A 13143-nucleotide genomic window follows, 5' to 3' on the forward strand; every position below is an offset into this window, starting at 1 on the left:
ACAACCAGCCGGGCGATCACGGGGGAGTGGCGCGAAGACGCGGTGCAGAGGGTCCACACAATATGAAATCTGACAGGATCGACCAGCCCAAGGGCTTCGTCGACAGCAACTGGAGGGCGGCCACCGGAACCGGGCGCGGCCGCGTGTCGCCGTGGGCGGTGGTGGCCGTGCTGCTGGTCATTGCCGGGCTGGGCTGGTTTGCGTGGCGTACCTGGTTCGCGCCCAAGCCGGCGCCCAAGGCGCCGGCAGTCGTGGTGGTGTCCACCGCGCGCGTGCAGCAGGGCGACGTGCCGCTGCAGGTCACGGCCAACGGCAATGTCACCGCGCTGTCCACCGTCGAGGTGCGCCCGCAGGTGTCCAGCACCGTGCGCACCGTCCATATCAAGGAAGGCCAGACGGTCAAGCCGGGCGACCTGCTGTTCTCGCTCGATACCCGCATGGACGAGGCCAACCTGGCCAAGGCGCAAGCCCAGCTGCTGCGCGACCAGGCTGACCTGGCCGATGCCCGCCGCACGCTCGCGCGCAGCCAGGAGCTGCTGCAGCGCAACTTCATCTCCAAGAGCGCGGTCGACACGGCCCAGGCCAAGGTGGATGGCTTTGCCGCCACCGTGCGCGCCGACCAGGCCGCCATCGACGCCAGCCGCGTGGCGGTCAGCTACGGCGCCATCCGCGCCACCATCAGCGGCCGCACCGGCGTGATCAACGCCTTCCCGGGTTCGCTGGTGCTGCCCAACAGCACCCAGCCGATGGTCATCATTGCCCAGGTGCAGCCCATCGCCGTCACTTTCAGCCTGCCCGAGCGGCAACTGGGCGCGCTGCGCGAGGCGCTGCACGCGGGTCCGGTGCAGGTCACCGCGCTGCCCAACGACGGCAGCAAGACGCCGGTGACCGGCAGGATCACCTTTGTGGATAACACCGTCGATCCGCAGTACGGCACCATCCGCGTCAAGGCGCAGTTCGACAATGATGAGCAGCGGCTGTGGCCGGGCACCTATGCCAACGTCAACGCCGTGGTGCAGACCCTCAAGGGCGCGCTGTCGGTGCCGCCGCAGGCGGTGGTGACCGGCCCGGAAGGCCGCTTTGTCTATGTGGTCCAGCCCGACAGCAAGGTCGCGCGCGTGCCGGTGCAGGTGGTGACCACCACGGCCGCCGCCGCTGTGGTCGAGGGCGTGCAGCCCGGCGCCCGCGTGGTGGTGGAGGGCACGCAGAACCTGCGCCCCGGCGCGCTGGTGCGCGAAGCCCCGGCCGCCGCCGCCCGCCCGGCCAGCGCCACCGCGGGGCACTGAGCCATGACGCTGTCTGAACTCTGCATCCGCCGTCCGGTGATGACGGTGCTGCTGTGCTTGGCCGTGGTGGTCACCGGCATCGTGCTGTACCCGACCATCCCCATCGCCGCGCTGCCCAGCTTCAATTCGCCGGTGATCCAGGTCACCGCGACCCTGCCCGGGGCCAGCCCCGAGACCATGGCGGCATCGGTCGCCACGCAGCTGGAAAAGCAGTTTGCGACGATCCCGGGCGTGTCGGTGATCAGCTCGTCGAACACGCTCGGCAACTCCAGCGTCACCATTGAATTCAACAACGACCGCGATATCGACGACGCGGCCGTCGACGTGCAGGCGGCGCTGTTCCGCGCCCAGCGTTCGCTGCCGATCGAGATGACGGTGCCGCCGTCGTACCGCAAGGTCAACCCGGCCGATGCGCCGGTGCTGCTGCTGGCGATCAACTCGCCGGCGATGAGCCTGGCGGATCTGAACGCCTTCGGCGACAACCTGATCTCGCCCACGCTGGCCACGCTGCCGGGGGTGGCGCAGGTGCAGATCTTCGGGCAGAAGCGCTTTGCGGTGCGCGTGCGCGCGCACCCGGATGCGCTCGCCGCGCGCGGGCTGACGCTGGACGAGCTGGCCACGGCGCTGAACCGCGCCAACGCCAACACGCCGGTGGGCACGCTCGACAGCGCGCGCCAGACCCTGACCATCCAAGCCAACCGGCAGCTGACCAGCGCCGACGCCTTCCGCAACATCATCGTCGCCAGCCAGCCCAACGGCGCGCTGGTGCGGCTGTCCGACGTGGCCGAGATTGAGGACAGCGTCGAGACCATCAAGACTGGCAGCTGGCTCAACAACGAGCGCTCGATCGTGCTGGCGGTGCTGCGCCAGCCCGACGCCAACACCGTGGCGGTGGTCGATGCCATCAAGGCCGCCCTGCCCCGCCTGATCGCGCAGATGCCGGGTTCGGTCAATGTCGCGGTGGTCAACGACCGCTCGAACTCGATCCGCGAATCGATCCACGACGTGCAGTTCACGCTGGCGCTGACGGTGGCGCTGGTGGTGATGGTGATCTTCCTGTTCCTGCGCCGCGCCGCCGCCACGCTGATCCCCACGGTGTCACTGCCGATCTCGCTGATCGGCACGGTGGCGCTGATGAAGGCGTTTGGCTACAGCCTGGACAACGTCTCGCTGCTGGCCATCACGCTGGCGGTGGGCCTGGTGGTGGACGACGCCATCGTCATGCTCGAGAACATCGTGCGCCATATCGAGGACGGCGTGGCGCCGCTCAAGGCCGCGCTGGTGGGTTCGCGCGAGATGGGCTTCACCATCCTGTCGATCTCGATCTCGCTGGTGGCGGTGTTTATCCCGATCTTCTTCATGCCGGGCGTGATCGGGCTGTTGTTCCATGAGTTCGCGGCGGTGGTGTCGCTGGCGATCCTGGTGTCGGCGCTGGTGTCGCTGACGCTGATCCCGATGCTGTGCGCACGTTTCCTGTCGGCCGAGAACGTGCCGGTGGATGAATCGCACCATGCCTACGGCGACCACGTGCCAGCGCAGCCCGCCATCGCGCAGAAGCAGACCTTCGGCATGCGCTCCACGCAGTGGTTCGAGAACCTGTTCGAGTTCACGCTGCACCGCTATGCGCGCGGGCTGGACTGGTGCCTGACGCATCGCCGCACCGTGCTGGCGGTCGCAGGGCTGACGTTCGTGCTGACCGCCGTGCTCTTCGTCACCATTCCCAAGGGCTTCTTCCCCGAGGAAGACATCGGCCAGATCCGCGTCAACGCCGAAGGCCCGCAGGACATCTCCTTCGACGCCATGGCCGAGCGCCTGCGCGACGCCGCCGAGCGCATGCGCGCCAACCCCGCGGTCAAGAGCATCGTGGTCGCCATCGGCGGCGGCCCGTCGCCGGCCATCAACACCGGGCGCATGTTTGTCGAACTGAAGCCACGTGGCGAACGTGAGGTCATGCCCAGGGTGATCGAGTCGCTGCGGCGCGATGTTGCCGGGGTGCCGGGGCTGGCGGTGTACTTTGCGCCGGTGCAGAACCTGCAACTGGGCGGGCGCCAGAGCAAGAGCCGCTACCAGTACACATTGCAGAGCGTGAAGGCCGGCCAGCTGCAGGACTCCTCCGACAAGCTGATGGCGAAGATGCGCGCCGATCCGATCTTCCGCGACGTCACCAGCGATTCGCAGCAGTCCGGGCTGGAGGCGCACCTGTCGATCGACCGCGACAAGGCCAATGCGCTCGGCGTGCAGATGCAGGACGTGCGCACCGCGCTGTATTCCGCTTTCGGCGAGCGGCAGGTGTCGACCATCTACACGCCGATCGACAACTACTACGTGATCCTGCAGGCGGCCGATGTCGACCGCACCGACGAGAGCGCGTTCTCCAAGCTCTATGTGCGCAGCAAGACCGGCCAGATGGTGCCGATCTCCGCCTTCGCCACCACCGAGCGCCGGGTCGGGCCGATCGCCGTCAACCACCAGGGACAGCTGCCTTCGGTGACGGTGTCGTTCAACCTGGCGCCGGGCGCGGCGCTGGGCGATGCTTCGGCGCGCATCGACCGCTACCGGCAGGAGATCGCCATGCCCAGCTCGATCTTCACCAGCTGGGGCGGCGACGCGGCAGTGTTCCAGTCGTCGCAGACCACGCAGATCGTGCTGCTGGTGGCGGCCATCGCGGTGATCTACACGCTGCTGGGCGTGCTGTATGAAAGCTATATCCACCCGCTGACCATCCTGGCGGGTTTGCCCTCGGCGGCGGTGGGCGCGTTGCTGACCTTGTTTATCTTCAACGTGGAGCTGTCGCTGATCGCGGTGATCGGCGTGCTGATGCTGATCGGCATCGTCAAGAAGAACGCCATCATGATGATCGACTTCGCGCTGGCCGCGCAGCGTGAACAGGGCATGCCGCCGGCCAAGGCGATCCGGCAGGCGTGCCTGCTGCGCTTCAGGCCGATCATGATGACGACCTTTGCCGCGGTGATGGGCGCGTTGCCGCTGGCGCTCGGCTTAGGCGCCGGTGCCGAGCTGCGCCAGCCGCTGGGCCTGGCCGTGGTCGGCGGCCTGCTGTTCTCGCAGGTGATTACGCTGTTCATCACGCCGGTGATCTACCTCGCGCTGGACCGGTTCTCCGGGACGGGGCCGCTGCAGATCGATTCGGAGGGGAACAAGCTGCCGGAGAAGGCGCCGGGCGAGACGGTGCACCAGCACTGAGGCACCGGCAGGCAAGAGGTGGCCGCAGCTTTGCTGCGGCCTCTTTGCTTTCGAGGCGCCGGCCAGGGTCGACGACGTGACCATCATCACCAACCCGGGCAACAAGCGGGAGCGCAGGCCGCCAACCCCGCCACGACAACGAGGTAAGGAAAGGAACCGCGTGATGTCACTCCGTTTTCCTGTCGCAAACATGTGTGCCGGCATGCTGGCCGCCGCTGTCGCTGTGCTCGCCACCGGCTGCGCGGCCACCCGCCCCGCGCCCGAGGCGGTCAGCGCTGCCTTTGCCGGCAAGTCTTACGTGCTGTTGGGCGAGGTCCACGATAACGCCGCCGCGCAGCAGCAACGCCTGGCCGCGCTGACGCGTGCCGTCGAGCAAGGCTGGCGCCCGGCCATCGCCATGGAGCAGTTTGACCGCGAGCGCCAGGCGGATATCGAGCGCGCCCGCCGCGAGCGCCCGCGCGATGCCGACTACCTGATCGCCCAGGCCGGCGGCGATGCCTGGCAATGGCCGCTGTACCGGCCGGTGGTGGCGCTGGCGTTGCAGTACGACCTGCCGCTGGTGGCGGCCAACCTGTCGCGCGCCGACGCCGGCAAGATCGTGCGCGGCGGACTGGACAGCCTGTTCCCGGCCGGCGAGCGCCAGCAACTGGGCCTGTCCGGTGCGCTGCCCGACGACCTCGTGGCGGCGCAGACGGCGGTGCTCGACCTGGGCCACTGCGGCAATTTCCCCAAGGCCATGCTGCCCGGGATGCTGGCGGCGCAGGCCGCGCGCGATGCGGTGATGGCGCAGACGCTGCGCCCCTACGCGCTGCGCGGCGCGGTGCTGATCGCCGGCAACGGCCACGTGCGGCGCGACATCGGCGTGCCGCGCTGGCTGGGGGCGGGCGTGGCGCAGGTGGTCAGCGTGGGGTATGTGGAAAACCCGCCGGCCGACGGCGAGTTCGACATGGCCGTGGTGGTGCCGGCGGTGGCGCGCAAGGACCCATGCCTGCAGGCGAAGCCGGCGGGTTGACGGGCCTGCGCCCGCGCTGCAATGCGCCATCCACGTAAACCCCGACCCATTCTCCCCCCAATTGACAGCCTTTTGACAGTTTCCGCCGCCTAGAATCCGCCCCATGACCGGTAATTCCGGTCTGACGTTCACCAAAAATCCAAGAACAGTCCCGGCCACGCCCCGCCGCGCCGGACAGGAGACAAGCACCGGCACTGCGCCTTTCGCACAGTCCCCCCGGGCTACCTTCCCGTCCTCGCAACGCAGTGGCAGCCGGAACGCCCGGGTCGGATCGCGGCTGCCAGCAGGCTGGCACGGCGCATCCCCGGTACAACCAGGAGACCGCTATGCGCCGTACCTATTCCCGCCTGGCCCATGCCGTGATGGCATCGGCCGCCGTTGCCGCCACCTTCGCCGCCGCGCCGGCCTTTGCGCTGGACAGCGTCAAGGTCATGATCGGCGCCAACCCGGGCGGCGGCTTTGACCAGACCGGCCGCTCGCTGGGCGCCGCGATGATTGCCGCGGGCACGGCCAAGACCGCCTCGTATGACAACAAGGGCGGCGCCGGTGGCACCATCGCGCTGACCCAGTTCGTCAATACCGACAAGGGCAACCCCAATGCGCTGATGGTGGTGGGCGCCGTGATGGTGGGCGCGATCGAGACCAACAAGCCGCCGGTTACGCTGAAGAACGCCACCCCGATCGCGCGCCTGTTCGCCGACACCATGGTCATCACCGTGCCGGCCAGCTCGCCGATCAAGTCGGTCAAGGACCTGACCACGCAGCTCAAGGCCAACCCGGGCAGCGTCAGCTGGGGCGGCGGCTCCAAGGGTTCGATCGACCACATCCTGGCCGGCCTGATTGCCAAGGAATCGGGCGTCGATCCCAAGAAGATCAACTACGTACCCTTCCAGGGCGGCGGCGAAGCCTCGGCCTCGATCATGGGCGGCCACGTGACGGTGGGCATTGCCGGCGTGTCGGAATTCCTGCCCTTCATCAAGAGCGGCAAGATGCGCGCGCTGGCGGTGACCTCCAAGGACCGCACCGCCGATATCCCGACGCTCAAGGAGCAAGGCGTGAACGTCGAGATCTACAACTGGCGCGGCGTGTACGGCGCGCCCGGCATCAGCGCCGAGCAGCGCAAGGCCATGATCGACGCCGTGGTCAAGGCCACCGAGAGCAAGTCCTGGAAGGACACGCTGCAGAAGAACGACTGGACCCCGTTCCTGCTGACCGGAGACGAGTTCGGCAAGTTCGTCGACAGCGAATCGGCCCGCCTGGGCGGCTCGCTGCGTGAACTGGGCGTGGCCAAGTAAGAACCGCCCGCAGCACCGCTTCAACCCGCTTTACCTGTCGTGCCTGCCAACCCCGCCGGTGAACCCGGCGGCAGGAAAACGGCGCAGGGCCCGGTGTCCACCTGCGATACCAGACAAATAACCATACGTCGCCGGGCCCTGCCGCCGCGCGGGCAGCACCTGCCAGCGTCGCGGACGCCAGCGCCCCTGCTGGCGACAAAGGCCAAGGAGTCTCCATGAAACCCTCGCACCTCGCCATCGGCATTGCCGTGCTGGCGCTCTCGCTGTTCTTCTTCCTCGGGCTGTCCGGCATTTCCGGCGAAGAGGGTTATGCCGGCCTGTCGCCGCGCTTCATGCCCACGCTGGTGGCCGTCGGCCTGGCGGTGTGCGGCGCGCTGCTGACGTGGCAGGGCGTGCGCGGCGGTTTCCGCAACATGCCGGAAGAAGATGCCGAGCTGCCGGACGCGCCGCACAACTTCGGCGGCTTCCTGTGGGTGGCCGCGGGCCTGGTGCTGAACATGGCGCTGATCGGCACGCTTGGCTTCGTGTTCGCTTCCACGCTCCTGATGGTGTGCGTGGCGCGCGGCTACGGCAGCCGCCGCATCGTGCGCGATGCGCTGATCGGCCTGTGCATCACGGTGCCGATGTGGGCGCTGTTTGAATTCCTGCTCGGCATCAACCTGCCGCTGCTGCCCATCGCTGGCTTCTGAGCCCGCCCGCCCGACCAGCAAGGAGTCTTCGAATGGATACCCTGAACCTGCTGATGCACGGCTTTGCCGTCGCGATCACGCCAATCAACCTGATGTGGGCCCTGGTGGGCTGCTTCCTCGGCACCGCCATCGGCGTGCTGCCCGGCATCGGCCCCGCGCTGACGGTGGCGATGCTGCTGCCGCTGACCGCCAAGGTGGAGCCGACCGCGGCGCTGATCATGTTTGCCGGCATCTACTACGGCGCGATGTACGGGGGCTCGACCACTTCGATCCTGATGAACACCCCGGGCGAGTCTTCCACCATGGTGACAGCCATGGAAGGCAACCTGATGGCCAAGAACGGGCGCGCCGGCCCGGCGCTGGCCACCGCGGCGATCGGCTCGTTCGTGGCCGGCACCATCGCCACCGTGCTGCTGTCGATGTTCGCGCCGGTGGCGGCGGACGTGGCGCTGCAATTCGGACCGGGCGAGTATTTCATGATCATGCTGCTGGCCTTCACCACGGTCTCGGCCGTGCTGGGCTCGTCGCTGCTGCGCGGCATGACCGCATTGTTCCTGGGCCTGGGCATCGGCCTGATCGGCATGGATTCGCTGTCGGGCCAGACCCGCTATTCGATGAACGTGCAGGAGCTGTACGACGGCATCGACATCGTGGTGGTGGCGGTGGGCCTGTTCGCCGTGGGCGAGGCGCTGTTCAACGCGTTCTTCCCGCAGCCGGTGGGCACGTTCAACAAGCTCAGCTCGGTCCACATGAACAAGTCGGACTGGAAGCGCTCGGTCCCGGCGTGGATCCGCGGCACCCTCATCGGCTTCCCGTTCGGGCTGATCCCCGCCGGCGGCGCCGAGATCCCGACCTTCCTGTCGTATGCCACCGAGAAAAAGCTGTCGGACCACAAGGAAGAGTTCGGCAAGGTCGGCGCGATCGAAGGCGTGGCCGGCCCCGAAGCGGCCAACAACGCCGCAGTGACAGCGACGCTGGCGCCGCTGCTGACGCTGGGCATCCCGACCTCGAACACCACCGCGATCCTGCTGGCCGCGTTCCAGAACTACAACCTGCAGCCGGGCCCGATGCTGTTCCAGACCTCGGGCGACCTGGTGTGGGGCCTGCTGGCGTCGCTGTATATCGGCAACGTCATGCTGCTGGTGCTGAACCTGCCGGCGATCGGGCTGTGGGTGCGCATGCTGCGCGTGCCCACGCCGCTGCTGTACGGCGGCATCCTGATCTTCGCGGGGCTGGGCGCCTACGGCATCCGCCAGTCGTGGTTCGACCTGCTGCTGCTGTTCGTGGTCGGCCTGCTGGGCATGGTGATGCGCCGCTTCGACTTCCCCACCGCGCCGGTGATCGTGGGCATGATCCTGGGGCCGATGGCCGAGAAGCAACTGCGCAATGCGCTGTCGATCGGCCAGGGCGACTGGACCCTGTTCCTGCGCCAGCCGATCTCGGCCACCATCCTGGCGCTGACCGTGGCGGTGGTGGTGATCCCGCGCCTGTTGCGCTGGCACGCGACCCGCACCTCGGCGCACGCGCAGGCCGACAACGCGGCATGATGCGCGCGATCTTGCGGTAAGCTTTGCGAGGCCCGCACGCCAATGGTGTGCGGGCCTCTTGTCTTTCGTCGTCCGTCTTCCAGAACAACAAGCCGCCGGCGCTCCCGCGCCAGGCCGCTGTCACATGCGTCTCTTCTCCAACCCCTGGCTATCCGCGCTGCCCACGCTGGCACTCGGGCTGGCCGCCGCCCTGCTCTGCACCGCGCTGCATACCCCGCTGCCGTGGATGATCGGCCCGTTGCTGTCCGTGGCCGCCGCGCGCATGGCCGGGGCCGACCTGCGGGCGCCGTCGCAGGCCCGCAATGCGGGCCAGTGGGTGATCGGCGCGTCGCTCGGGCTCTACTTCACGCCGGACGTGGTGGCGCGGCTGGTGGAGTACCTGCCCTACATCATTGCCGGCTCGCTGTTCGCGCTGGTGCTGGGCGCGGGCGGCGCCATCCTGCTGCGGCGGACCACCGGCGTGGCCTTCAAGACCGCGTTCTTCTCCACCGCCATCGGCGGCGCCTCGGAGATGGCCAACCTGGCCGAGCGCAACGGCGCGCGCATCGACCAGGTGGCGGCCGCGCATTCGCTGCGGGTGCTGATGGTGGTGGTGACCGTGCCGGCGATCTTCCAGTACGGCGGCATCCACGGGCTCGACCCCTATATCCCCGGCCCGCGCGTGGTCAGCGCGCCGGGGCTGCTGGCGCTGATCGCCATCACGCTGGGCGTGGCGCTGCTGGTGAAGCGGCTGAACATGCCCAACCCGTTCGTGATCGGCACGCTGCTGGCCGCAGCAGTGTTGACTGCATCCGGGATCGAACTGTCGGCCATCCCCACCTGGATGAGCCGTGCCGGCCAGCTGTTGATCGGGGTCTCGCTGGGGGTGCGCTTCTCGCGCGAGTTCCTGCATACCGCGCCGCGCTTCCTGTCGGGCGTGGCGCTCTACACCGTGCTGGCGCTGGTGGTATCAGCGCTGGTGGGCTGGGGGCTGTCGGCGCTGTCGGGCGCGCACCCGGCCACGGTGATCCTGGGCACCACGCCGGGCGGCATTGCCGAGATGTGCATCACCGCCAAGGTGCTGGAGGTGGGGGTGCCGCTGGTGACGGCGTTCCACGTGATCCGGATGGCCTTCGTGGTGCTGGCCACCGGCCCCCTGTATCATTGCCTCAAACATCGCGTCGCGCCGGAGGAGACAGAGTAGCGGTCCGCCACAGGACGGCTACGGTGCGGCCAGCCAGAACCAGGAGCGCCATGTCCGAAGCCGCACCGCAATTCAGCCTCACCGATATCGACGCCACGCTGGAGCGCGTGCTGGCGCCATGGGTGCGCCAGCTCGGCCTGCGCGCCGAAGCCGTCGATGCCCAGGGCGTCACGCTGCGCCTGCCGTTCAGCGAGTCGTTCCGCCATGCGGGCGGCGTGGTCTGCGGTCAGGTGCTGATGTCCGCCGCCGATACCGCCATGATCGTCGCCGTGGCCAGCGCGCTGGGCGCCTTCCGCCCGATGACCACGGTCACACTCACCACCAACTTCATGCGCCCGGTGATCGACGGCGACGTGCTGGTGCGCGCCAACGTGCTGCGCCTGGGCAAGACCGTGGTGTTCGGCGAGATCGAGCTGACCGGCCCCGACGGCAAGCTGGCGGTGCAGGCCACCACCACCTACACCCTGCTCTGATCCGCTCGCAACGCCAGCGTCCATGACCTCCGGCCACGCCAATCCCTTCGACCAGATCGTCTTTGCCGGCGGCGGCAACCGCTGCTGGTGGCAGGCGGGCTGGTGGGACACGGTCGCGCCGGAACTGCAGCTGCGCCCGCGCGTGATCGCCGCGATCTCGGCCGGCGCGGCGACGGCGTGCATGGTCTATGCGCACGATTCGCACCAGACCATGGACTACTACCGCGAGGTGCTGTCCAACAACCGCCGCAATGCCTACTGGGGCAACCTGCTGCGCAATGAGCGCGTGTTCCCGCATTACGGCATCTACCGCACCGCGCTGCTGACGATCTTCGCCGACGGGCGCCTCTCGCACCTGCAGCAGGCGCCGGAAATCCGCATCGGCGTGGCCCATATCCCGCGCTGGAGCGGCCCGCGCCTGGCGGTGGCAGCGGGGCTGCTGGCGTACAACATCGACAAGCATGTGCTCAAGACGCTGCACCCGCGGCTGGGGCGCAAGCTTGGTTTCCGCCCGGAGTTCGTGCGCGCGCAGGACTGCGCCTCGCCCGAGCAGCTGGCCGACCTGCTGCTGCAGTCGGCCTCCACGCCGCCCTTCACGCCGGTGCTGCGCCGCAGCGGCCGCCCGGTGCTGGACGGCGGGCTGGTCGACAATGTGCCCGTGGACGCGCTCGATGCCACCCCGGGCAATGTGCTGGTGCTGGTGACACGGCTGTATCCGCGCCCGCGCCGTTTCGTGCTTGAGCAAGGCGGCCAGCGCCGCCTGTACCTGCAGCCCTCGCAGCGCGTGCCGATCTCGAGCTGGGACTACACCCGGCCCGATGCCATGACGCACGCCTATGAGCTGGGCCGCCGCGACGGGGAAACTTTCCTGCGCGAGTGGCCGTCGATCCTGAATACCGAACTGCGGCCCGCTGCCTAGTGTTTCGTTTGCTGGCGCTGGCCTGATTGTTGTCGATGCGGCCCGCGTGCCGCGACAGGAGGCATGGATGACTAAGCGCCAGACAACCCCCGCCGGGGCCAAGGAACCGCGGCGCGCCCGCGAGGTCAGCGCGGCGCCGCCGGTGGAGCAGGTGCCGCGCGTGCGCAACGGCCGCACGCGGCGCAACGACAAGGTGCGCAAGGCAGACCTGGTGGTGATCGGCGGCGGCTCGGGCGGCGTGGCCTGCGCGCGGCGCGCCGCCGCGCACGGCGCACGCGTGATCCTGGTCGAGCGCGATGCCATCGGCGGCACCTGCGTCAACCGCGGCTGCGTTCCCAAGAAGATGCTGTCCTACGGCGCCGGCTGGTCGGCGATCCTGTCGGGCTGCCTGTCGCACACGGGCGGGCATGAGGACTGGCGCGACGCCATCGTCCGCGTCAACGCCGAAGTCGCGCGGCTGAACGCGGGCTACACCCAGCGCCTGCACGAATCCGGCGTGGAAATCCTGCGCGGCGATGCGCTGGTCACCGGCAAGGGCGAAGTGCGCGTCGGCGACGAGACCATCCACGCGCGCCGCATCCTGATTGCCACCGGCGCGCGCCCGCGCGCGCTCGAAGTCCCCGGCGGCGAACTGGCCGCCAGTTCCGACGACGTCTTCACCTGGCAGACCGTGCCGGGTTCGATCGCGGTCATCGGCGGCGGCTACATCGGCGTGGAGCAGGCCTCGATCCTGTCGCGCTACGGCGTCAAGGTAGACCTGATCGTTGCCGGCGACCGGCTGCTGCCCCACTTCGACCACGACATCTCCCGGTCGCTGGCCGATGCACTGACCGCGCGCGGCGTGCGCCTGCACCTGAACGCCAGGGTGCACCTGCTGAGCCAGGCCAACGGCGCGGTGGAAGTCTGCTACCGCCCCACCGACCGCCCCGGCCAGACCGAGGCCGTGCGCGCGCAGGCCGCGCTGGCGGCGATCGGGCGCATTTCCAACGTGCAGGGCTTCGGGCTGGAGGCGGTTGGCGTGGACTTTGGCGACAAGGGCGGCATCCGCGTGGACCGCCAGTTCCGCAGCAGCGTGCGCGGCATCTACGCGCTCGGCGACGCCATTGACGGCCTGCACCTGACACCGGTGGCCACCGCGCAGGGCCGCTGGCTGGCCGACCGCCTGTACGGCCGGCGCGGCGAACGCGCCGATTTCGACTTCGTGCCCACCGCGGTGTTCTGCGAGCCGGCCATCGGTGCCGTGGGCCTGACCGAGGCCCAGGCGATCGCAGCCGCCGGCAAGCCCGAACGCATCCGCACCGTGGTCAAGCGCTTTGTCTCGCTGGAAAACCGCTTTGGCGGCACGGCCCACCAGTCGATGTTCAAGCTGGTGCTGAATGCGCGCAGCGGGCGCGTGCTGGGTGCGCACCTGATGGACGACGCCGCGCCCGAGATCGTGCAGACGCTGGCCGTGGCGTTGCGGCTGGGCGTGCGCGAATCGCACCTGGAGACCACGGTGCAGCTGCATCCGACGGTGGCAGAAGAGTTGTTTGGTTAGG

The 13143-nt window shown here is 68.9% G+C and carries 10 protein-coding genes; all 10 read left to right on the forward strand.

Annotated features, from left to right (window positions below; all coding sequences use genetic code 11):
- Positions 1–62: 62 nt before the first annotated feature.
- The 10 genes from AC1Q7H_RS22500 to AC1Q7H_RS22545 all read left to right on the forward strand — a co-directional run bounded on the left by AC1Q7H_RS22500 (position 63) and on the right by AC1Q7H_RS22545 (position 13142).
- Positions 63–1286, forward strand: coding sequence for an efflux RND transporter periplasmic adaptor subunit (locus AC1Q7H_RS22500; RefSeq protein WP_492381721.1), 1224 nt, complete (start codon positions 63–65; stop codon positions 1284–1286).
- A 3-nt stretch (positions 1287–1289) separates the two neighbouring features.
- A complete protein-coding gene (locus AC1Q7H_RS22505) occupies positions 1290–4487 on the forward strand; it encodes an efflux RND transporter permease subunit (RefSeq protein ID WP_211980465.1) in 3198 nt (1065 codons plus the stop codon).
- Between the two features lie 163 nt (positions 4488–4650).
- The gene (locus tag AC1Q7H_RS22510) at positions 4651–5499 is read left to right on the forward strand and encodes a ChaN family lipoprotein (protein WP_492381722.1); all 849 of its coding nucleotides are present in this window, start codon (positions 4651–4653) and stop codon (positions 5497–5499) included.
- A gap of 326 nt (positions 5500–5825) precedes the next feature.
- A complete protein-coding gene (locus AC1Q7H_RS22515; protein ID WP_013958464.1) occupies positions 5826–6794 on the forward strand; it encodes a tripartite tricarboxylate transporter substrate binding protein in 969 nt (322 codons plus the stop codon).
- 215 nt (positions 6795–7009) lie between these two features.
- Positions 7010–7483, forward strand: coding sequence for a tripartite tricarboxylate transporter TctB family protein (locus AC1Q7H_RS22520; protein WP_153955222.1), 474 nt, complete (start codon positions 7010–7012; stop codon positions 7481–7483).
- Between the two features lie 32 nt (positions 7484–7515).
- Positions 7516–9030 carry a tripartite tricarboxylate transporter permease gene (locus AC1Q7H_RS22525; protein ID WP_492381723.1) on the forward strand — a complete coding sequence of 505 codons (1515 nt, stop codon included), beginning with the start codon at positions 7516–7518 and terminating at the stop codon, positions 9028–9030.
- A 124-nt stretch (positions 9031–9154) separates the two neighbouring features.
- Positions 9155–10213 carry an AbrB family transcriptional regulator gene (locus tag AC1Q7H_RS22530; RefSeq protein ID WP_013958467.1) on the forward strand — a complete coding sequence of 353 codons (1059 nt, stop codon included), beginning with the start codon at positions 9155–9157 and terminating at the stop codon, positions 10211–10213.
- Positions 10214–10263: 50 nt separating this feature from the next.
- Entirely contained in the window at positions 10264–10686 is a 423-nt protein-coding gene (locus AC1Q7H_RS22535; protein WP_492381724.1) for a PaaI family thioesterase, read from the forward strand.
- A gap of 22 nt (positions 10687–10708) precedes the next feature.
- Positions 10709–11605, forward strand: a complete 897-nt coding sequence (locus AC1Q7H_RS22540; RefSeq protein ID WP_492381725.1) for a patatin-like phospholipase family protein — start codon at positions 10709–10711, stop codon at positions 11603–11605.
- A gap of 67 nt (positions 11606–11672) precedes the next feature.
- The gene (locus tag AC1Q7H_RS22545; RefSeq protein ID WP_492381726.1) at positions 11673–13142 is read left to right on the forward strand and encodes a dihydrolipoyl dehydrogenase family protein; all 1470 of its coding nucleotides are present in this window, start codon (positions 11673–11675) and stop codon (positions 13140–13142) included.
- The last annotated feature ends 1 nt before the right edge of the window (position 13143 follow it).

Source organism: Cupriavidus sp. GW823-FHT06D04 (genome assembly GCF_058795055.1).